Below are 18,905 nucleotides of genomic sequence, written 5' to 3' on the forward strand. Positions count from 1 at the left end.
ATTCCATGCCAAGATATCCTCGATTGACGGCAAAGCAGGTCATTAGAAAATTAAAAACAGCCGGGTTTCTTGAAGTTTCTCAGACTGGCTCTCACCTGAAGTTGTTCAACCCCAAAAGCCGACAGACAGCTATTATTCCAATTCATAGTAAAAAAAACATACCTATTGGAACATTGAAAGCCATTGAAAAACAAGCAGATATTAAATTAACAGAACTATAAATGTAGCGACTGTCTCAACAATTGAGACAGCCGCTACGGCAAGAATATCCCCGGGTCAACTTAAATCGCTAATCTGGGTATTAACTTGCGACTTGTTCCGGTGTCTCTGAGACAGCTTTGGTTTTCTCCTCAATGGAACTCATCAAGGATTCATAGGGTTGAATAAACTTGTCAATCCCTTCCTCAATCAATTCTGCCATCACCGAGTCCAGGTTAATCTGGATATCGGGGTGGTTGAGATGTGCAATCACTTGATAGGCCCCTTTCACATCCCGATGAACCGTATCCGGTTGCGGTTGACCGTGGTCTGCGAAGGCCTCTAGGGTACTGGGGGGAATGGTGTTGACGGTGTTGTCTGCCACCAGTTCCTCGACGTACATGACATCGCTGTAGTCGGGGTTCTTGGTACTGGTACTGGCCCAGAGGAGTCGTTGGGGACTTGCACCGTGTTCGGCTAACGCTTGCCAGCGATCGCTGCTGAAAATGTCTTCATAGGCTTGATAGGCAATCTTGGCATTGGCGATCGCCACCTTCCATCATGTTAGAGCCAATCCCAGAGGTAACAGTCTAGAACGGCAGCAAGATTTCTCGACGACTTTGCTAGACATTAACACTGGGGGAGGGCGAACGGCCGTTTGCCCCTACAAGTTGCTAACTTGCGACTTGTTCCGGTGTCTCGGTGACAGCTTTGGTTTTCTCTTCGATGGAACTCATCAAGGATTCATAGGGTTGAATAAACTTGTCAATCCCTTCCTCAATTAATTCTGCCATCACCGAGTCCAGGTTAATCTGGATATCGGGGTGGTTGAGATGTTCAATCACTTGATAGGCCCCTTTCACATCCCGATGAACTGTATCGGGTTGCGGTTGACCGTGGTCTGCGAAGGCGTCTAAGGTACTCGGGGGAATCGTGTTCACGGTGTTGTCCGCCACCAGTTCCTCAACGTACATCACATCGCTGTAGTCGGGGTTTTTGGTGCTGGTACTGGCCCAGAGGAGGCGTTGGGGACTGGCTCCTTTCTCAGCCAGGGCCTGCCAGCGATCGCTGTTGAAAATCTCTTCATAGGCTTGATAGGCAATCTTAGCATTGGCGATCGCCACCTTCCCTTTAATAGAGTTGATCAATTCAGCATCTGCCCCGGCTTCGAGGCGCTCATCCAAGGCATCATCCACCTTACTGTCAATGCGGCTGAGGAAGAAACTGGCCACCGAGGCGATGTTATCCACCGGCTGCCCGTTTTGAACCCGAGTTTCTAAGCCGCGAATATAGGCCCAGGCTGCTTGTTTGTAATCTTCTACTGCAAACAGGAGGGTGACATTGACATTGATGCCATCGGCGATCGCCTGTTCAATGGCTGCAAACCCCTCTAAGGTTCCGGGAATCTTAATCATCACATTGGGGCGATCGACGACATTGTTAAACCGCCGTGCTTCCGCCAAGGTGTCTTTCATATTCCGCGCCAGATGGGGCGACACCTCAATGCTGATATAGCCGTCTTTCCCATTCGTCTCGTCGTAAATGGGGCGGAAAATATCACAGGCGTTGCGGATATCTTCAAAAATCAAGGATTCATAAATCTGTTCCGGGGATTTCTCCGCCTCAACCCCAGTCCGGATGTCGCCATCGTAGACTTGGTTGCCGATAATGGCTTTCTCAAAAATGCTGGGATTCGAGGTGATTCCTCGTAAATTCAAACTGTCAATCTGAGACGTCAGCTCACCGGATTCGATCGCAGACCGGTTGAGATTGTCCATCCAGATGCTTTGACCGTAGTCAGCAAGTTTTTGTAGGTTTTCGTTACTCATATGAGAATCTCCTTAAACGTCAGGTTAGCAGTCGCTTTGGCTTTTAGAACTACAAACAACGGGTAAGAGTTGACAAATTTTATATGTTGTGGTAATCTCTTTAGGCTAGATTAGAAAGCTTAAAAGCTGACCGCCTAGGGTCATTCTAACGATAAATTCTAGCATCAGCACTCCCCCAAACGATGGAGATTGGCTCAGTTCCTGCCAACCACGCAGAAGCGAGGATGGAACTGGGAACTGAGCTGTCACCAGGGCTTCATCACCTCAACCCCGACGGAAGAACTGCCAGGGGAGTCCATTCCAGAGGAAACAGCCCTCTAGGTTCATCCCCGATTTGTCCCGTGCAATGCGGACAGAACCGTAGTTATCAGGGTGAATCAGGGCGACGATTTCGGGGAGTTGCAACTGTTGAAGTCCCCATTGCAAGACCGTTTTGGTGACTTCAGTGGCGAGTCCTTGCTTTTGGAAGGGTACATCAATGACATAGCCGACTTGAATGAGTCGGTTGAGTCGATGGGGGATGCTCTCCCCATTGGGCCGATAGAGTTGCAAAACCTCATGGCTGCGGGAACGACGTAAGCCTGAGCGTCCAATGAATTGGCCGTCATGGGTGAAGATAGCCAGGGGACAGATGGGAGTTTCTGCTTGGCTGATGTAGTCTTGCAGAATCTCTCGCGTTTGCGATTCGGATTTCACGCCCCCCAGAAATTGCATCACCTCCGGCTTGCTGTACAGTTGGCTTAAATGGGGCAAATCGTTGTGGGTAAACGGTTTGAGGAGAGTGCGCCGAGTTTTCAGGGGAAACGTCGAGGCACAGGGATTGAAGTCGTCTGGATGCTGCCAGGCGGAGGATAGAGTCATGGTGGCACACCTCTAAGTCGAGTGAAAAAACAGCGATCCGACTCGCGACGAGCCGGATCGGGTTGGGAGACTATTGAGAGAGTGCTTGGTTATACATCATCTGCCAGAACGCCATCGGACACATATCCTGAAGCTGCTCAGGATGTTGATATACTGCCTCTTCCAGAGCGGCCCAGGCCTTGTCGACTGCCTCCAAGTGGCGAGGGTCATCTTGTTCGGCTGCTGGCTCGTTGATGAGCGTGACAAGCTGACGCATCAGTCGGCGAGCCAGTTTCCGGCGTAACCGCTGATTCGGTTCCCGTTGCAGGCGATCGCAGAGAGATTTCAACTCAAGATGCGACAGTCTCACCTGTCGGTTAGTATAATAGGTCATGACTTCGATTGTGTTTGAGAAACAACGTCCCTGTTGAAACTGACACTTTCAACAGGATATTCAAGCAATCGGAACGCAAATTGTGACCGATCCTAGACTACCAATCTGGATCGGTCTTTTCTTTGGGATACAAAAATCATAGTCGATAAAATCTATAATGACAAGTAAAAGTTACAGGATTATTTGAGTCGAAAATAATTACTTTTTGTTACAAATCCGAATTGTTACTTGGTTTAATAGTGGCAGACTACAAAGGCGAGTTTAAAGTAATAAATTTGCGTACCCTAGCGACAAAAAAGCGTACCAATAGTATCAAGAAAATGAGGAATCATGTAGCTTGCGCGTATTATTTATTAAATCTTGGTTGTTTATGGCAATTGATACACTAAAAATCGGTTTGCATCGTTCAGGCTTATTTAAACAGAAGGCACGATGGCAGGATGCTGAAGTCCTAACTCGGCCCTCTATCAGCATCCTGCCATCATCGGGAGACTCTAAACAACTCACAGGTTGATGACCGCAGCTTCCGAAATCAGGTCGCCAATTTTCTCTAGTGCTGGCTTGAGCTTGCGACTCCAGGCACTATTCATGGTTCCAGCCGGAATCTGGAAATGCTGAGCTAGGAGCGCATTGGTCCATTTTTCACCGCGAGAGGCGCGATCGTAAATCTCTAGCAATACCTCCTGGACTGTGACCTGTGCGGTAGCTGTGCGACAAACCCAAGTCCCACTTAACTCACCGGTGGGATCCGTCTCCAGGATCTCACGGACTTTCTGGAGGTCAGGGGTTTGTGCCTCAGGCTGTGGGAGGAGGTCACAGTTTAGAGTTTGGGAATCACCGAAACCCCGAACTCGTTGAGATTCACGTTTGCAGATATCTTTGTAAGCGCCTTTACAGCGCATATTCCAAAGCGTGATTGGGCTGGCATTCCCTAAGTCCGGATCATACGCCTGACCGCCGCGCACATCTCCCTTAAACTTCCGTTCAATGTAATCCCAGGCAATGTCGGCGGCTTCTACATACCGGAGGTCGTTCCGATAATGGGGCGGCTCTCCCGCCCAATAGCAGCCTGGGGGAGCGGATAGCATTCGTGTCATCATTGTTCGATAAAGCTCTCGACTCTGTTTTGGACATGAGGTTTGTAGCCCCTGTCGGGCCAGACATTTCAGTTCCTCGTGGATAGCAAAATATCGATGTGTCATAATTGTGGATGGATTAGTGAAAGCCCCCAGGTTAAGCCTGGGGTTTTTCTTGACACTCCGATTTTAGTCCCAGCTTAGGATGAACTATGCCGGAAACTAATTAGATCTAAACTGCACAACTTGCTAAATAGAGTACACACTTGCACAGATTAGGGATCTTTTGATAATGCCGAGCAGATAATTGTTGAAAGACTTCGATATTTTCCGTCGAGGGCTGTACCATTAGATCAACTTTCTGAACCTTATTAGGGAGCAACCAGGGATCATTACCAATCCGAGGCATTGTTACAAAACTTAACATTAAGATTGTCCATAATGAACGCTCAAACCTTTCAACAGCACTTACAGGCGCTAAAAGCAGAAAGCCCAAAGACCTACGAGCTTTTAGGAGAGTTTCTGGGTAATGGCGGCGATTTTGAGCAAACAGCGAAGACTCAGGGGGTTGCAATAGGAACCGCTCGTAAGCACCTGTCCAATGTCTACAGAAAGTTCGAAATTGAGGGTCGTAAACAAAAGAAACAACGTTTAGTGGCACTGTTTAGCCAGTACCAACCGGATTGGGTCAACCCAGAGAAGCGCCTGAATCGGGTTGAGCGACTCACGGGTATTGTCCCTCTGAACTCTCCCTTCTATACTGAGCGCAGTGAGGATGAGATCATCAAACAGGCATTTCGGAGTTGCCAAAATGATGAGCGTCTCGTCTTCTGCCGTCTCCGCAGCGCCCGAGGTTTGGGTAAGTCCTCCTTGTTAGTCAGACTGCAAAATTTCCTGGAACAGGAGTTACACCATCGCGTTGGCTGGGTGGATTTGGCACAAGGGACTCTGGGAAATCTGGATGACTTCCCCAATCTCATCAAGTTCTTTACCCGTAGTGTAGCCCGAGAGTTCGCCTCCGCTTTACCCGCTCAGCATCAACCTTTAGAAGATTTACAAGACCATTGGCGAGAGGAGTTGGCTCCAGGAATCAACTGCATGGACTACCTGGAGCAACAGGTCTTTCAACCAATCAAAGCCTTAGACCCCCCCCAACCCTTGACCCTCATCATTGATGGCATTGACTCTCTCTTGGGGAAGCGAGCGGTTCAGGGACCCTTTTTAGATTGGCTGCGATCCTGGAATGAACGCAAAATGAAACGGGTGAGTCAGGACCCGGTGGTCTGGTCTAATGTCGTGATTGCCTATTCCACAGAACCCTATGCCGCCTATGAGATGGCGGGATCTCCCCTTGATAATGTGGGCCTACCCATTGAACTAACAGAGTTTGATCAGTCACAAGTTCAGACGTTAATCAAACTCTATGGTTTACCCTGGCATAACAATGAGGGGCAAGTAAAAATACTGATGGACTGGATTGGCGGTCATCCTGAACTCCTCAATCGAGCGCTTTACGCCATGCGGACGGAGAATCGGACTTTAGAGAATTTTCTAAAATCAGTAACCCAGCCCGGGAGTGAATTTAATACTTATCTGCAAGAGTATTTGAAACTCCTTCAGGAACACCCTGCTCTCAAATCTTGCCTGATCAACATCCTCAATGGAAAACCTGCTCAAGATGAGTTTGCTATTTTTCAACTCGATAAGTGTGGCTTAATTGATGTTCATGGCAGCGATAACAAACCCCAACCTCGCTTTAAATTGTATGAGGAGTATTTTAAACGTGCCCTCAAGATTAATACGGATAGTTAAGATGAAATATAAGGAGCTTATGGATACTTACTATCAAGGTGTTCATGGTGGAACCCTGCCTCTGGAAGCGGCCACCTATGTTACACGGGAGGCAGATGAGGAGGTATATAAATTTTGTCATTCCCGCTCCAATGTCGCCCATGTCTTAGCGGCGCGACAGATGGGAAAGTCCAGCCTTATGGTGCGGGTGGCTAACCGTCTGGAGCGGGATGGTATGATTTCTGTCCAGGTCAATCTCCAGCAGTTGGGTTTAGAGCAAAATGGAAGTCCTGAGCAGCTCTATCCGAGCTTGCTTTGGGAGATTGAAAAGTCCTTGCAACCTCAGTTAGGACACTCAATTCGTCAGGAACTTAAAGCTTTTCTAGCTGAAGTTCCTATGGAAGTTGCTCCGGGACTAAGATTTCGCGAGGGGTTACAGTTTTTACTAACTGAAGCGCTGGAAGAGTCTCAAACCCTGGTGATTTTCCTGGATGAGATTCAACAACTGATTTATTGGAACTTGCAAAATAGCTTTCTCGGCTTCCTGAAGGCGATCGCCGGTGACCCAATTTTTGCACAAGTGAAGTTTGTGGTGTTGGGGGTGGCCCGTCCCCCAGATATCCTCACGGACAGTCAATTTGCCTTCAATGCGGCTTATCCCGTGGAACTGAAGGGGTTAAGTGGCGACTGTTCTCCCCTATTGAAGGGGTTACAGGATGTCAGTGAAGATCCCCAATCCGTTCTGCAAGAAATTTTAAGTTGGACTGGGGGAAAACCGTTTCTGACTCAGTTGCTCTGTGATTTCGCTGCGCAAAAACTCCGGAATGTCCAGCCAGACAAGCTTCCACAGGAAATTGAACATTTAGTCAACACTCATTTAGTGGAGGATTGGCGGAAACGCGATCGCCAGTCCCACTTCCAAGAAATTGAACGCTGGTTTAAGAATGGCTACACTGGGGTGCAAGATCGCAAAAAAACCATTAAACTATACTCAAACCTGCTCAAGCGGCGCAAGCCAGAGCCATTCAGTCACTGTCCTGAAGATTTTAGCCTCATCGTCTCTGGTTTGGCTGAAAAACGGGATGGAATGTTGGTGATTGCCAACCGGATTTACGAACAGGTTTTCGATTTAGACTGGATCGAGACGACTACTGCTTATCTTAGAACCCTGGAGGGTGAGTTTATGACGAGTGATAAAGTGTTTAACCGTGATGTTTATATCCTGATTGACCAAAGTGCCACGATGGATAAGACCGATCTAGGAAAGCCAGACAGTCGCTGGAAACTCCTGGCAGAAAATGTACAAGGGGATGTCAATAACTTGATGCGTGATCGCAAGGGTCGCAAAGTCTGTAGCCAATTAGTTGCGTATCTCTTCAGCCGTGATCGCGAGGGTCAGCAGTTTGTTATTGGTGAAAACCCAGATATGAAAGCAAGTGTTTTTGAAGGCCATCCCGATAGTAACACCTTCATTGGCAAAACTTTTGCAGCCTGCATCCAAGACTGGAAGCAAAAACCCCAAACAGAAGCCAATAAAAATGGAGCGTTTATCCTAATTTATACGGATGGTATGTTGGACGACCGACCCACCTTTGAGAAGCAAGTTCGTCAGCTTGCAGATGAATTGGATAATGAGGAATACCTCAAAATTATTATGATTGGCGTGGGTGATGATGTCAGAAGTAATGTTGAACCCTTCTTGAATTTAGACTTTAATCTCTCCCAAAAGAAGAACAACATTTTTGTGTTTGATTTGGTTGATGAAATGGAGGATATCATGGATCTGCTTGATCGCCAACTCTCAAAAGACCCCGCCCAAACCGTTCCCAAGTGGGTGCAGCGAGATCACCCAGACTGGTATCAACAGTACCAGGAATTTCAACGGAATAAGAATAAGTCTTAAACCAGCATCACAACAGGGGCTAATGGAAGAGGCTCACCGCTCACCCCTAGCCCCAGGGAAGGCTCAACCAAACGCCAATCGACCCATCAAGTCGGCTTCATCACCTCAACCACCATACGAAGCGACTGAATCAAGTTGTTATAGACCTGACTTTCCCGTAACAACAGTTGCCAGTTCACCTCAGACTCAGGATGACGCTGAAACCAGACCGAACTCGGCTGATAAGAAATATCCCGTAGCTCAAAATCCACCCCCAAATTTAACCCCAAACTCGAACAAGCATAGCCTCGTTGATTCCACTCCCGATTTAGCCGTTGGGAAAACATCCGCACCCCCAACGGCGTCACCGCCCGCACATGAGTGGGGTCATCATAGAAATTATCATGACCTCCGCCACCGTATTATCAGACCAGGGCCAAGGAAACGTCTCCAAATCCCAAACCAGATCAGGCGTCCCATAGAGGTCTACATTGACATAGCCCTCCATGGGACGATAGCCACAACCGAGATTCAGCCGTAGATTCGATGATTGGGGGACAGCCGAGGGAAAGAGAATAGACATGGTCAACACCGGAAAGTTCAAACAAAAACCCGGTGAGTTCTCAGGGAGAAGCGTCACCGGGTTCAATCAAGCCACAACGTCTCGGCGGAGACTAGAAGCCGCGACGGCCCCAAACGACCAACGCGATCGAGAAGGTAAAGGTCGCGAGAAGTCCCGCCCAGCCAGCACTCAAAATATCCATAGTTTCTTAATAACAGACCAGAAAACTGCTACCGTCCATCATAGAGCAACCTAGGGGTTTTCCGAAATCAAAAGCCGGTAGGGTTGGCTGCTACCATTGCGATCGCCCACGTAGATGCGATACGTCCCCGCTTGCCAATAGCCCGATTGCTGGGGCAAACTCCGGGCACAGAAGCGATCGCGGCTTTCGGGACCAATCACCAACAGGGTCGGACTCCCCTCGGCTTCCACCTCTAAGCGGAGATAGCTAAAATCTTGCCGTAAGGTAATCTCATGGTTAGCCGCCGCCGCCGTATAGCCGCAATCTTGACTGCTACTACTCCCCCCGGAATTCCCTTCCAGGATCATCTCTTCAAAGCCAGTCGTCAGTTCTAACACCTCATCCCGAGATACCGTTTGGGCGGTTTGGGCTAAAGTTGGAGTGGCAATCACCAGTCCTAGGGCGATCGCCGTCAGTTGTGCTAGGAAATTGCGTCTCATCACCGTTAGCCTCCTCAACTCCCAAATGTCCAAAGGACGAATTTATGATTGGGGTTTACTTGTTACCCTACTATTGTCCCCCTCAAGCTTCGGGTCTAGGATTGTGCCTATGACAGTTCCCAAGACGGTTGTGGGCTGAATAGCCACCCAGTCGCCATCGCTCAACCGGCGGAGGTTCGGGCTTTTCACCTCCAATACCCTTGGAAGCGGTCACGGCAATTCGCTAGAATGCAAGCATCATCATCGAACCGTGATAGCTCTCTCTTGACGCAACCGTCCTATGACTTCTCAACCCGACTGGCAACGTAAACTCCAAGAACTCGAACAAGATATCGATCGCAAACTCGGCGATCGCACTCAAACGCAAGACCACTTCGACACCACCCCTCTCCCCGAACAGACTCAAACCACCATCTCCTCCCTCTACCAGCAAGCCAAAACTTGGTTCCAAACCCTCCCCACCATTGGACAAGTTGCCGTAGGAATTGGGGCAGTGGTTCTCAGTCTCTCGGTGCTTCAGATGGTGATGCGTCTTGTCACCCTGGGCATTAGTCTAGCGGTCATCGCCGTGGTTGGCTATATCGGCTACCGCCTCTTCTTTGCCCCCAGCGACAGTCCCGAAAGCTAGGTCTTACCCATGATCGAACCTCCTATTGAACGGGTGCGACTCTCTCAAACCGCCAAAGACCAATTGACGAAACTCAAACGTCAAACCCGCATTGATCGTTGGAATGTTCTCTGTCGTTGGGCCTTGTGCCGCTCCCTGGCTGAACCGAGTCCCCCCTCCCCGGTTAAACTGGTCACCGATAGCAATGTGGAGATGACCTGGCGTGTCTTTGCTGGGGATGATGGGGATGCCTATGCGATCGCCCTCAAACAACGCTGTCATCAGGATAACCTCCCCCTGGACTCCGAGACCCTGGCTCAGCAATTTCTGCTGCATCTCCATCGCGGCATTGGCTATCTCGCCGGCGATCCTCGTATCAAGCAGATTGAAGATTTGCTGAGTTCCCTAACGGGTTAAGTCTGGGTCCTCAGGAAATCTGGACTGGGCAACCACAAGGGATTGCCCCTACGGCAATTTGTTGTCGTGGATGCAAAATCTGGACTGGGCAACCACAAGGGATTGCCCCTATTGGGGGACAGCCGAGGGAAAGAGAATAGACATGGTCAACACCGGAAAGTTCAAACAAAAACCCGGTGAGTTCTCAGGGAGAAGCGTCACCGGGTTCAATCAAGCCACAACGTCTCGGCGGAGACTAGAAGCCGCGACGGCCCCAAACGACCAACGCGATCGAGAAGGTAAAGGTCGCGAGAAGTCCCGCCCAGCCAGCACTCAAAATATCCATAGTTTCTTAATAACAGACCAGAAAACTGCTACCGTCCATCATAGAGCAACCTAGGGGTTTTCCGAAATCAAAAGCCGGTAGGGTTGGCTGCTACCATTGCGATCGCCCACGTAGATGCGATACGTCCCCGCTTGCCAATAGCCCGATTGCTGGGGCAAACTCCGGGCACAGAAGCGATCGCGGCTTTCGGGACCAATCACCAACAGGGTCGGACTCCCCTCGGCTTCCACCTCTAAGCGGAGATAGCTAAAATCTTGCCGTAAGGTAATCTCATGGTTAGCCGCCGCCGCCGTATAGCCGCAATCTTGACTGCTACTACTCCCCCCGGAATTCCCTTCCAGGATCATCTCTTCAAAGCCAGTCGTCAGTTCTAACACCTCATCCCGAGATACCGTTTGGGCGGTTTGGGCTAAAGTTGGAGTGGCAATCACCAGTCCTAGGGCGATCGCCGTCAGTTGTGCTAGGAAATTGCGTCTCATCACCGTTAGCCTCCTCAACTCCCAAATGTCCAAAGGACGAATTTATGATTGGGGTTTACTTGTTACCCTACTATTGTCCCCCTCAAGCTTCGGGTCTAGGATTGTGCCTATGACAGTTCCCAAGACGGTTGTGGGCTGAATAGCCACCCAGTCGCCATCGCTCAACCGGCGGAGGTTCGGGCTTTTCACCTCCAATACCCTTGGAAGCGGTCACGGCAATTCGCTAGAATGCAAGCATCATCATCGAACCGTGATAGCTCTCTCTTGACGCAACCGTCCTATGACTTCTCAACCCGACTGGCAACGTAAACTCCAAGAACTCGAACAAGATATCGATCGCAAACTCGGCGATCGCACTCAAACGCAAGACCACTTCGACACCACCCCTCTCCCCGAACAGACTCAAACCACCATCTCCTCCCTCTACCAGCAAGCCAAAACTTGGTTCCAAACCCTCCCCACCATTGGACAAGTTGCCGTAGGAATTGGGGCAGTGGTTCTCAGTCTCTCGGTGCTTCAGATGGTGATGCGTCTTGTCACCCTGGGCATTAGTCTAGCGGTCATCGCCGTGGTTGGCTATATCGGAAAATCTGGACTGGGCAACCACAAGGGATTGCCCCTACGGCAATTTGTTGTCGTGGATGCAAAATCTGGACTGGGCAACCACAAGGGATTGCCCCTACAGTCAGCGGATTTACTACCATTTTTGATACCTTTTTTCTAATTTCTTATCCAGAATGTCATGTTTCAAAACCTCTTCAAGCTAGCCATCTCTACGTTTTTGAGTCTTATCTTTTGCCTAGTCATCACCCCCGGACTCGTGGCCGAAGCCGCTCCCCTTCAGGAATTAGGGCCTCAAAACTTCCCCCTAGCGAGTATCTTCCACTTCTCCGGCTCCCGTCCCGATAACCTGGGAGTCACCTCAGGACAACTCGCCCCTTGTCCTGAGTCACCCAACTGTGTCTCCAGTCAAAGTTCAGACCTCGACCACCAAACCGCCCCCCTAGCCATCGAAGACAGTCCCACCCAAGCCATCCAACGCTTGCAAGAGATTATTAAGAGTCAAGACAACGCTCAGATGATCACCGCCGAACCGGATTATCTCTATGCGGAATTTACTTCGAAAATCATGGGATTTGTCGATGACGTTGAATTTTGGGCCGATCCCGCCAATGATGTGATTCAAGTTCGCTCTGCCTCCCGCCTTGGAGAGTCTGACTTAGGGGTTAACCGTCAGCGTATTGAGGCCATTCGCTCAGAATTTGCCTCCTCGTCGAGTTAAAGGACCTGTCACCTTGCGATCGCCCCATTGGCCCCCCCTATCGCGTCTGCTGGCTCATCTGGGCCTTGAGAGCATCTCCCCTCGGATGCTTCTCTATCTCGGCGTGGCCAGTAGTGGCTTAATCTTGCTCATCGGCCAGAGTGTAACAACCCTGCTCACTCGCTCCCCGCAAGAGCGTTACGCCCCCCGACAGCCAATCCCCAGGTCCAGTCAACCCCTAGCCACCACTCCACCCCTTCCCAGTCCTCACCTGCCCTCTCCCATTGCCATTCTCAAGCTGTCACGAGCCGAACGAGCCATCTTAAACGATGTGGGCGATCGCCGCTGGGATGGACGACAGTGGTATTTAGAACAATCGCGATGGCTCTACAGCGACTTACCCCCAGAAAGCCGCCAACGACGAGAAGTCATTGCCGCTAATCCCTTAAACTATCCCAGCAAAGAGGACTATCTCAGCCTCAAAGCCAGCGAATATCGTCACCTCTTGGCTCAGGGTTCAGCCATCCGACGCTTAATCCTGGGCAGTTCCATCGCCTTAGGCATCCCCGATGAATTTCTCCATGAGGAGGACATCAACATCGGTGTTCCAGCCGCCTACCTAAAAGACACCCTGGGGCAAGTGCAAGCCCTCGATGCTAACGTCGAACCGCAACAGATTATCCTCTTTGGGACTGGAACCCCAGAACTCCTCAAAGAACGTCCCATTGAGACAATCCAGCAAGACACCCTGGAGGTTCTCGATGCCTTACGCAACAAATACCCCCAGGTTCCCATCACCCTCGTCTCCGTCTTACCGCGATCGCGCCGTGATGAACTCACCCATCCTCACATGGCCCGAGTCGACAACACCCAGGTTCGCCGCCTCAACCGTAACCTGTCCCATCTGTTGGCCCAACATCCCCAGATTCGCTTTTTAGATATCAGTCCCTATATCACCGACAACGAAGGCTATCTCAAACGAGTCTTTTCCACCGATGGCCTTCATGCCAATGCACTCACGGCCCTAGTGTTAATCAAACTCCTCGATTTTAGCGATCGCCTCAACCACAACCCAGTCACCATCTCGCCCTAGATTCGGTTCAACGCCGACGGATCTCGGGCCAGTTGGTCCTCCATTTGCTGCAAAAAGGTTTGCCAGAGTTCATAACCGCGATCGCTCAAATGAATGCCATCGGTGCTAAACTCCCCGCGCATCCGACCCACCTCATCACTAAAATGGGGATAGAGATCCAGAAACACCGCCCCTTGACGACGAGCAATCTGTGCTAACTCACGATTCACCGCTCGGATATCCTCATTACTCACCGCCTGGTGATCCGTCGGCAGAATCGACTGCACCACGACTTGGGCCTGAGGATAGCGCGATCGCAACTGATGGATAATATCTTGCTGATTAAACAGCACTTCCTGAACCGAGCGGCCCGCAATCAAGTCATTCACCCCTGCCATCAAGAAAATGGTACTGGGGCGAGTCCCCTCCAACAGGCCAATCCGCCGGCGAATGCGAGCCGTATTGTCGCCACTGATGCCCTGATTGAGCCAGAGGCGATCGCCCACAAAGATTCCTGGGGGTAGCCATTGCGTCAAAGAGTCGCCAATGGTGACACAGAGGCGATTATCCGCCTGGCCCGCTGCGGTGGCCTTCGCTTCTTCCCAAAGGAGGGCCGTCCATTGCTCATAGGTGGGATTCTCCCGAGCCGTTTCCCAAACCTCCTGGAAACTGTGACGGGGTAAGCGAGTATAGAGTCGTCCCGCATCCAGGGCCGCCAACCGCTGTTGATAGAGTTGAGCCGTCGTGTTGGGAACCCGGCGGGCGATCGCTATCTCCGGGGGAGTTGGGGCAGTTCCCGCCTCGGACACCACCGCCTCACCACTGAGAAGATGCGGCAGCGAGGGGGGCATCACCTGAGCGAGAAGGGGCAGGGTCCCCAACATTAAAGCAAGAGAGAGGGGATTCATGAGCGAATTAAGACTGTAGAACACCTTGAGTTTCTGCACCGGTTGAGGGAGGAGATCAGGATAATTTTCCAGGAGCGAGCGGCCAGCCGCTCGTCTAGCCTCCTGGTTTTAATGAACTTTTCTAAAGTTATTTAACGCTTTTGGGACGAAATCGCCCACACTTCCTTAGAATGTTAGCTTAAAGTTCTTCATCAAGAATTTTAGAGAATAGGAGAAATTTCCATGACGACTTCCACCAGCAATCAGATGGTGAAGCCTTATAAGGGCGACCCTCAGATGGGTCATCTGTCCACCCCCATTAGCGACTCTGCGTTCACTCGCACCTTCATCGGCAACCTTCCCGCCTACCGTCCCGGTTTGTCCCCTCTGTTGCGCGGACTAGAGATTGGCATGGCTCACGGCTACTTCATCGGTGGCCCTTGGGTTAAACTCGGAACCCAACGGGGTACAGAGTTCGCCAACCTCAACGGCTTAATTTGTGGCGGAACCCTCTTGCTCATTGCCACCGCTTGTTTGGCCGCCTACGGGTTGGTCACGTTCCAAGGCGGCAAAGGGAACAGCAAGGATTCCCTCCAAACCTCCGAGGGCTGGAGTCAGTTCACGGCTGGATTTTTCATTGGTGGCATGGGTAGCGCATTCTTAGCCTTTTTCTTGTTAGAAAACTTTGGTGCCGTTGATGCCATTCTTCGCGGCTTGGTGAATAACTAATCCTCGCGGTTTGTCCCTTGATTCTTGGCACTGTTAACCTGAATTTTTTTTGAAATCGGAGCCTTATAGACATGACTGGTGATTACGCTGCTTCCTACCTTCCCTGGATTCTCATTCCGATGGTCTGCTGGCTGATGCCGGTGGTCACCATGGGACTGCTATTTATTTACATTGAAAAAGAAGCTTAGGTTGATGTTGACAATCGGTTGACATTGTATCTCTAAGTTAAAACCGGGGAGGTTCCTAACAGAACAATCCCCGGTTTTTTTAGGGCCTAAAATTGGGTCGATTCATCAAGGGAGATTGACGACTAACTCGACCAATCAGCGTGGAAGGATTCACCCCGAGGCGTATCGATTCGCTCATAGGTGTGAGCGCCGAAGTAATCCCGTTGTGCTTGGGTGAGATTTTGCGGGAGGCGATCGCGGCGATAGCTGTCAAAATAGTCCAGAGAGGCACCAAACGCTGGAACCGGAATCCCTAAGCCACTGGCGGTCATCAACACTTCCCGCCACGCTCCTTGGCGATCGAGAATTGTCTGCTTAAACTCCGGTGCTAAAAGCAAATTAGGCAGGTTAGGGTTCTCATCAAAGGCCCGTTTGATTTTGTTCAAAAAGCCCGCCTTGATAATACAACCCCCTTTCCAAATTCGAGCAATTTCACCCAAATCCAGATCATAGCCAAACTGTTCTGAGGCTTTCCCCAACAGAGCCATCCCCTGAGCGTAGGAACACATTTTGGAGCAGTAGAGGGCATCACGCACCTTATCCACAAAGGATTCCGTATCCCCATTAAACTTACTCACCGGTGCAGCAAGTTGTTTCGAGGCCGCCGTGCGTTCCTCCTTAATCGAGGAAAGAATGCGAGCATTTACCGCTGCGCCAATGGTGGGAATGGCAACCCCCAATTCCAGAGAACTCACCACCGTCCAGCGCCCAGTTCCCTTCTGTCCAGCAGCATCCAAGATTTTATCAATCAGGAAGCCATCCCCTTGGTCATCTTTTTTGGTAAAGATGTCAGCGGTAATATCAATCAGGAAGGAGTCCAGTTCCTCCGTTTGATTCCATTGCGTAAACACCTCATGCAACTGGTCATTGCTCAAGCCCAGAACATTCTTGAGCAGGTCATAGGCTTCAGCAATGAGCTGCATATCCCCGTACTCAATGCCGTTATGCACCATTTTCACATAGTGACCGGCACCTTTGGGGCCGATATAGGTGACACAGGGGCCATCATCCACCTGAGCCGCGATTTTCGTGACGATCGCCTCGATTTCATCATAGGCGGCCTTCGTGCCTCCAGGCATCAGGCTCGGGCCGTAGAGGGCCCCTTCTTCGCCCCCACTGACCCCCATGCCGATAAAGCGTAAATCAGCGGCTTCGAGATACTCCACCCGGCGATCGGTATCTTCATAGAGGGAATTCCCCCCATCAATAATCATATCCCCAGGTTCGAGGAGCGGCTTGAGTTGTTCAATCACTGCATCAACAGGCCCCCCAGCTTTCACCATCAGCAGGATACGCCGAGGACGCTCTAACGCACCGACAAACTCTTCGATGGAATAGGTGGCTTTGACATTTTTGCCCTGGGCCCGCTTTTCCATGAAGGCTTTTGTGGTGGCGCTGGTGCGGTTGTACACGGCCACAGAGAAGCCCTTACTTTCAACATTGAGGGCGAGATTTTCCCCCATGACCGCCAGTCCAATTACACCAAAATTTTGTAATGCCATATATCTATCTGTTACGTTGAGGATTTTTCCTGAACTGCCTGAACTGTATGAAGACAGTTCACTTACGGTTCATCTGTTAGGGTAGCTCGATACCCAAAGGATGTCCTGGAAGAAGACCTTAAGACAGCTTAATTGGCAAAACTGTGTCTCAACACACGGACAGATTGACCATCAGGGGACGGGGGAACTGTAGAATAGGGCAGTAGAACGATTCGGGGGATACCGAGGACATGCTTGCCTACTTTCTTGCCATCGCCGTCGGATTGGGGAGCTTCGTGCTGTTTATGGCGGCGTTCTTCTTTCCAGAGGTTTACCGTAAAGGAGATTTTATCTGGAGCGGTGTCGGCTTTTTCTATGCCTTAGTACTTTGGTTTTGCGCGGGACGCTTTACGGGCGCGATTTTACTGGGACAGGGGGCCAGCGTGGCCTTGATTGGCTGGCTCGGCTGGCAAACGCTCCGTTTACGCCGGGATGTGACCCCGCAAGGCCAACAAACCCCAACTGAGGCGATCGCCGAAAAAGGCGCCAAGGGATGGTTCAAAGGTAAGACAACTCAATCCCCCTCCGCCGCACCTGCTGAGGAAGAGGCGACGGACAGATCTGACAGCGAGACATCTAACGAGGAGATGGCTCAACCTGACAGCGAACCCGCCACTGAACCCGTCACTGAACCCGTCACTGAGACCACAACTGACACCGCCGCTGCGAAACCATTGGAGTCAGAGCTAAGGGAAGAGACGACCACAGATCGCCCCACAGCAACGACAACCGAAGCTGACTCAGCTAAACCGGACGAGGACACAGCAGCCGAGCCGTCCTCCTCCCAAGATTCCCCTGAGCCAGAACCGGAGATAACTTCAGATTCTCCTGAGTCCGATTCAGAGGAAACCCCAGCCGAACCGGTTGCTGCCCCCAAAGCTGCCTCCAAAGCCAAACCCAAGTTCTGGCAGACAGGGGTTTTTGCGCAAGTGGGACGTTTGTTACGGCGCAAACCTAAGGCCACCCCAACGACTGCACCTCTTTCCTCGGAGAGTCCAGAAGCTGATGAGTTTGATTTTGAGGAGGTTGAAGACAGGCCAGAGACGAAAGACTCTCAGGAAACCGTCGAACCCCCAACTGAGCTGCCGGCCCAACCTGAACCTCCCACTGAGACAACGTCAGAGACGACATCTGAGGCGATATCTGAGGCGATATCATCTGTGGTTGAGCCAGAGTTAGAGGTCATTGCTGACGACTCCCCAGCGGTGACTGAGGAGCCGGAATCCCCCCAAGAGGAAGCGTCAGAGCCACAGGAAACGGCCGAACTGACCCCATCCCAAACAGATGCTCCCGAGGCAGAAATCCCATCCACTGATGATTCAGACAGTCCTGAATCGGTGGCTGCACCGGAGTCAGAACCGTCAGACTCGCAACTGTCAGACACTGATGACAGTTCCACCGCGAAGGCATCAGAACCTGAATCGCTAGCGCCAGAACAATCTGAACTAGAGCAGCCTGAGCCAGAACAACCGGAACTAGAGGAGTCTGAGTCAGAGCAGCCTGAGTCAGAAGAAACGCGCCCCAGCACTGACGCAGTGGATGGCGAGCCAAAGGATGATGAGGCTTCCCTTTCAGACCAACCAGAGCTATCTGAGGGAACTTCCCCCCCAACATCCGAGTCAGAGAGTAAAGAGACGCCAGGTGAATCTGATCGCCCTGAGGCATCGACATAACTTGCGATTGCCCAGGAGTTAACTTGCGATCGCAATCACAAGACTCATAAGATTGCGATCGCACAACCTTGCAGGCGATCTCACAAGATATCCCAAAATGAATCACCCCACTAGGGGGTAAAACCCCTCATACTTGTAGCGTTCCGAGTTATCGTAGTGTTGTATGACTAGCCAACTCATGGTTTCCATTCGTGAACTGGTACAGGAGGCGATCGCCAGCGGGTACTTATCTCTCAAAGCTGAAAACCAACTCCGTCAGCGGTTAGCGACGAAGTATGATTTTGAGGATTTCCAGGCCATCCTGGAACTTCAAGATGCCGCTATGGCCGGGAAAGTTCGTCAGGAATCGCGGGAGTTATTGGAGCAATCCAGTTAAGCCCGATCCCGGGCCCTCCTATCCCAGATAACGGGTCTTAAACTCATCAGACACGGTC

25 protein-coding genes are annotated in these 18,905 nt (G+C 50.9%); 12 read left to right on the forward strand and 13 right to left on the reverse strand.

Annotated elements, in window-relative coordinates:
* Window positions 1-5 precede the first annotated feature (5 nt).
* Complete coding sequence (locus L855_RS22650; RefSeq protein WP_159783512.1) at window positions 6-221, forward strand: type II toxin-antitoxin system HicA family toxin; 216 nt, start codon at window positions 6-8, stop codon at window positions 219-221.
* Between the two features lie 80 nt (window positions 222-301).
* On the opposite strand, the gene L855_RS01670 is transcribed toward L855_RS22650, so the two are convergent.
* The 5 genes from L855_RS01670 to L855_RS01690 form a co-directional block, all read right to left on the reverse strand.
* Window positions 302-751: a transaldolase family protein gene (locus tag L855_RS01670; RefSeq protein ID WP_159783513.1), complete on the reverse strand. Its 450-nt coding sequence runs from the start codon at window positions 749-751 to the stop codon at window positions 302-304.
* 121 nt (window positions 752-872) lie between these two features.
* Complete coding sequence (tal, locus tag L855_RS01675; protein ID WP_159783514.1) at window positions 873-2,027, reverse strand: transaldolase; 1,155 nt, start codon at window positions 2,025-2,027, stop codon at window positions 873-875.
* Between the two features lie 264 nt (window positions 2,028-2,291).
* Window positions 2,292-2,888: a GNAT family N-acetyltransferase gene (locus tag L855_RS01680; RefSeq protein ID WP_159783515.1), complete on the reverse strand. Its 597-nt coding sequence runs from the start codon at window positions 2,886-2,888 to the stop codon at window positions 2,292-2,294.
* A gap of 70 nt (window positions 2,889-2,958) precedes the next feature.
* The gene (locus L855_RS01685) at window positions 2,959-3,261 is read right to left on the reverse strand and encodes a hypothetical protein (protein WP_159783516.1); all 303 of its coding nucleotides are present in this window, start codon (window positions 3,259-3,261) and stop codon (window positions 2,959-2,961) included.
* A gap of 503 nt (window positions 3,262-3,764) precedes the next feature.
* A complete protein-coding gene (locus L855_RS01690) occupies window positions 3,765-4,463 on the reverse strand; it encodes a sigma-70 family RNA polymerase sigma factor (RefSeq protein ID WP_246198679.1) in 699 nt (232 codons plus the stop codon).
* A gap of 315 nt (window positions 4,464-4,778) precedes the next feature.
* On the opposite strand from L855_RS01690, the gene L855_RS01695 reads away from it, so the two are divergent.
* Window positions 4,779-6,149: an AAA-like domain-containing protein gene (locus L855_RS01695; protein WP_159783517.1), complete on the forward strand. Its 1,371-nt coding sequence runs from the start codon at window positions 4,779-4,781 to the stop codon at window positions 6,147-6,149.
* A 19-nt stretch (window positions 6,150-6,168) separates the two neighbouring features.
* Window positions 6,169-8,031: an AAA-like domain-containing protein gene (locus L855_RS01700; RefSeq protein ID WP_159783518.1), complete on the forward strand. Its 1,863-nt coding sequence runs from the start codon at window positions 6,169-6,171 to the stop codon at window positions 8,029-8,031.
* A gap of 86 nt (window positions 8,032-8,117) precedes the next feature.
* Here the strand turns inward: L855_RS01700 and L855_RS21305 are convergent, their stop codons facing one another.
* The 4 genes from L855_RS21305 to L855_RS01715 form a co-directional block, all read right to left on the reverse strand.
* Window positions 8,118-8,357: a hypothetical protein gene (locus L855_RS21305; protein WP_219729844.1), complete on the reverse strand. Its 240-nt coding sequence runs from the start codon at window positions 8,355-8,357 to the stop codon at window positions 8,118-8,120.
* Window positions 8,358-8,374: 17 nt separating this feature from the next.
* A complete protein-coding gene (locus tag L855_RS21310; protein WP_219729845.1) occupies window positions 8,375-8,593 on the reverse strand; it encodes a class I SAM-dependent methyltransferase in 219 nt (72 codons plus the stop codon).
* 91 nt (window positions 8,594-8,684) lie between these two features.
* Window positions 8,685-8,774 carry a cytochrome b6-f complex subunit PetN gene (locus L855_RS22355; protein WP_068787938.1) on the reverse strand — a complete coding sequence of 30 codons (90 nt, stop codon included), beginning with the start codon at window positions 8,772-8,774 and terminating at the stop codon, window positions 8,685-8,687.
* Window positions 8,775-8,824: 50 nt separating this feature from the next.
* Complete coding sequence (locus L855_RS01715) at window positions 8,825-9,253, reverse strand: hypothetical protein (RefSeq protein WP_159783519.1); 429 nt, start codon at window positions 9,251-9,253, stop codon at window positions 8,825-8,827.
* A gap of 280 nt (window positions 9,254-9,533) precedes the next feature.
* On the opposite strand from L855_RS01715, the gene L855_RS01720 reads away from it, so the two are divergent.
* Window positions 9,534-9,881, forward strand: coding sequence for a hypothetical protein (locus L855_RS01720; RefSeq protein WP_159783520.1), 348 nt, complete (start codon window positions 9,534-9,536; stop codon window positions 9,879-9,881).
* A gap of 12 nt (window positions 9,882-9,893) precedes the next feature.
* A complete protein-coding gene (gene dndE, locus L855_RS01725) occupies window positions 9,894-10,277 on the forward strand; it encodes a DNA sulfur modification protein DndE (RefSeq protein WP_159790903.1) in 384 nt (127 codons plus the stop codon).
* Window positions 10,278-10,512: 235 nt separating this feature from the next.
* Here dndE and L855_RS22360 read toward each other — a convergent pair whose 3' ends face one another.
* Both L855_RS22360 and L855_RS01735 read right to left on the reverse strand, forming a co-directional pair.
* Window positions 10,513-10,602, reverse strand: a complete 90-nt coding sequence (locus L855_RS22360) for a cytochrome b6-f complex subunit PetN (RefSeq protein WP_068787938.1) — start codon at window positions 10,600-10,602, stop codon at window positions 10,513-10,515.
* Between the two features lie 50 nt (window positions 10,603-10,652).
* Complete coding sequence (locus L855_RS01735; protein ID WP_159783519.1) at window positions 10,653-11,081, reverse strand: hypothetical protein; 429 nt, start codon at window positions 11,079-11,081, stop codon at window positions 10,653-10,655.
* A gap of 280 nt (window positions 11,082-11,361) precedes the next feature.
* Between L855_RS01735 and L855_RS01740 the strand changes: the two genes are divergently transcribed.
* The 3 genes from L855_RS01740 to L855_RS01750 are packed head-to-tail and all read left to right on the forward strand — an operon-like array spanning window position 11,362 to window position 13,435.
* Window positions 11,362-11,805, forward strand: coding sequence for a hypothetical protein (locus L855_RS01740; RefSeq protein ID WP_159783521.1), 444 nt, complete (start codon window positions 11,362-11,364; stop codon window positions 11,803-11,805).
* Between the two features lie 18 nt (window positions 11,806-11,823).
* Window positions 11,824-12,363 carry a DUF1499 domain-containing protein gene (locus tag L855_RS01745; RefSeq protein WP_159783522.1) on the forward strand — a complete coding sequence of 180 codons (540 nt, stop codon included), beginning with the start codon at window positions 11,824-11,826 and terminating at the stop codon, window positions 12,361-12,363.
* A complete protein-coding gene (locus L855_RS01750; protein ID WP_159783523.1) occupies window positions 12,344-13,435 on the forward strand; it encodes an SGNH/GDSL hydrolase family protein in 1,092 nt (363 codons plus the stop codon). Before L855_RS01745 ends, L855_RS01750 begins: the two co-directional genes overlap by 20 nt.
* Here L855_RS01750 and L855_RS01755 read toward each other — a convergent pair.
* Window positions 13,432-14,322 (reverse strand): GDSL-type esterase/lipase family protein, encoded by an 891-nt coding sequence (locus tag L855_RS01755; protein WP_159783524.1) that lies wholly within the window; start codon window positions 14,320-14,322, stop codon window positions 13,432-13,434. The two genes, L855_RS01750 and L855_RS01755, sit on opposite strands and share 4 nt — an antisense overlap.
* 222 nt (window positions 14,323-14,544) lie before the next feature.
* Here L855_RS01755 and L855_RS01760 point away from each other — a divergent pair, with 222 nt between their 5' ends.
* Together L855_RS01760 and L855_RS01765 are read left to right on the forward strand one after the other, a co-directional pair.
* Window positions 14,545-15,030 carry a photosystem I reaction center protein subunit XI gene (locus tag L855_RS01760; RefSeq protein WP_159783525.1) on the forward strand — a complete coding sequence of 162 codons (486 nt, stop codon included), beginning with the start codon at window positions 14,545-14,547 and terminating at the stop codon, window positions 15,028-15,030.
* Window positions 15,031-15,101: 71 nt separating this feature from the next.
* On the forward strand, window positions 15,102-15,218 hold the full coding sequence (locus tag L855_RS01765) for a photosystem I reaction center subunit VIII (RefSeq protein WP_159783526.1): 117 nt from the start codon (window positions 15,102-15,104) through the stop codon (window positions 15,216-15,218).
* A 122-nt stretch (window positions 15,219-15,340) separates the two neighbouring features.
* On the opposite strand, the gene gnd is transcribed toward L855_RS01765, so the two are convergent.
* Window positions 15,341-16,759 (reverse strand): decarboxylating NADP(+)-dependent phosphogluconate dehydrogenase, encoded by a 1,419-nt coding sequence (gnd, locus tag L855_RS01770; RefSeq protein ID WP_159783527.1) that lies wholly within the window; start codon window positions 16,757-16,759, stop codon window positions 15,341-15,343.
* A gap of 230 nt (window positions 16,760-16,989) precedes the next feature.
* On the opposite strand from gnd, the gene L855_RS01775 reads away from it, so the two are divergent.
* Together L855_RS01775 and L855_RS01780 are read left to right on the forward strand one after the other, a co-directional pair.
* Window positions 16,990-18,471 carry a Ycf66 family protein gene (locus L855_RS01775; RefSeq protein WP_159783528.1) on the forward strand — a complete coding sequence of 494 codons (1,482 nt, stop codon included), beginning with the start codon at window positions 16,990-16,992 and terminating at the stop codon, window positions 18,469-18,471.
* Between the two features lie 178 nt (window positions 18,472-18,649).
* Entirely contained in the window at window positions 18,650-18,847 is a 198-nt protein-coding gene (locus tag L855_RS01780) for a hypothetical protein (protein ID WP_159783529.1), read from the forward strand.
* Window positions 18,848-18,905: the final 58 nt, after the last annotated feature.

The sequence above is a fragment of the Sodalinema gerasimenkoae IPPAS B-353 genome (genome assembly GCF_009846485.1).
Classification (GTDB): domain Bacteria; phylum Cyanobacteriota; class Cyanobacteriia; order Cyanobacteriales; family Geitlerinemataceae; genus Sodalinema; species Sodalinema gerasimenkoae.

Coding starts and splice junctions, on each gene's coding strand:
- L855_RS22650 (WP_159783512.1), top strand. CDS start 6: ATGCCAAGATATCCTCGATTGACGGCAAAGCAGGTCATTAGAAAATTA.
- tal (WP_159783514.1), bottom strand. CDS start 2,027: ATGAGTAACGAAAACCTACAAAAACTTGCTGACTACGGTCAAAGCATC.
- L855_RS01680 (WP_159783515.1), bottom strand. CDS start 2,888: ATGACTCTATCCTCCGCCTGGCAGCATCCAGACGACTTCAATCCCTGT.
- L855_RS01685 (WP_159783516.1), bottom strand. CDS start 3,261: ATGACCTATTATACTAACCGACAGGTGAGACTGTCGCATCTTGAGTTG.
- L855_RS01690 (WP_246198679.1), bottom strand. CDS start 4,463: ATGACACATCGATATTTTGCTATCCACGAGGAACTGAAATGTCTGGCC.
- L855_RS01695 (WP_159783517.1), top strand. CDS start 4,779: ATGAACGCTCAAACCTTTCAACAGCACTTACAGGCGCTAAAAGCAGAA.
- L855_RS01700 (WP_159783518.1), top strand. CDS start 6,169: ATGGATACTTACTATCAAGGTGTTCATGGTGGAACCCTGCCTCTGGAA.
- L855_RS21305 (WP_219729844.1), bottom strand. CDS start 8,357: ATGTTTTCCCAACGGCTAAATCGGGAGTGGAATCAACGAGGCTATGCT.
- L855_RS21310 (WP_219729845.1), bottom strand. CDS start 8,593: ATGTCTATTCTCTTTCCCTCGGCTGTCCCCCAATCATCGAATCTACGG.
- L855_RS22355 (WP_068787938.1), bottom strand. CDS start 8,774: ATGGATATTTTGAGTGCTGGCTGGGCGGGACTTCTCGCGACCTTTACC.
- L855_RS01715 (WP_159783519.1), bottom strand. CDS start 9,253: ATGAGACGCAATTTCCTAGCACAACTGACGGCGATCGCCCTAGGACTG.
- L855_RS01720 (WP_159783520.1), top strand. CDS start 9,534: ATGACTTCTCAACCCGACTGGCAACGTAAACTCCAAGAACTCGAACAA.
- L855_RS22360 (WP_068787938.1), bottom strand. CDS start 10,602: ATGGATATTTTGAGTGCTGGCTGGGCGGGACTTCTCGCGACCTTTACC.
- L855_RS01735 (WP_159783519.1), bottom strand. CDS start 11,081: ATGAGACGCAATTTCCTAGCACAACTGACGGCGATCGCCCTAGGACTG.
- L855_RS01740 (WP_159783521.1), top strand. CDS start 11,362: ATGACTTCTCAACCCGACTGGCAACGTAAACTCCAAGAACTCGAACAA.
- L855_RS01745 (WP_159783522.1), top strand. CDS start 11,824: ATGTTTCAAAACCTCTTCAAGCTAGCCATCTCTACGTTTTTGAGTCTT.
- L855_RS01755 (WP_159783524.1), bottom strand. CDS start 14,322: ATGAATCCCCTCTCTCTTGCTTTAATGTTGGGGACCCTGCCCCTTCTC.
- L855_RS01760 (WP_159783525.1), top strand. CDS start 14,545: ATGACGACTTCCACCAGCAATCAGATGGTGAAGCCTTATAAGGGCGAC.
- L855_RS01765 (WP_159783526.1), top strand. CDS start 15,102: ATGACTGGTGATTACGCTGCTTCCTACCTTCCCTGGATTCTCATTCCG.
- gnd (WP_159783527.1), bottom strand. CDS start 16,759: ATGGCATTACAAAATTTTGGTGTAATTGGACTGGCGGTCATGGGGGAA.
- L855_RS01775 (WP_159783528.1), top strand. CDS start 16,990: ATGCTTGCCTACTTTCTTGCCATCGCCGTCGGATTGGGGAGCTTCGTG.
- L855_RS01780 (WP_159783529.1), top strand. CDS start 18,650: ATGGTTTCCATTCGTGAACTGGTACAGGAGGCGATCGCCAGCGGGTAC.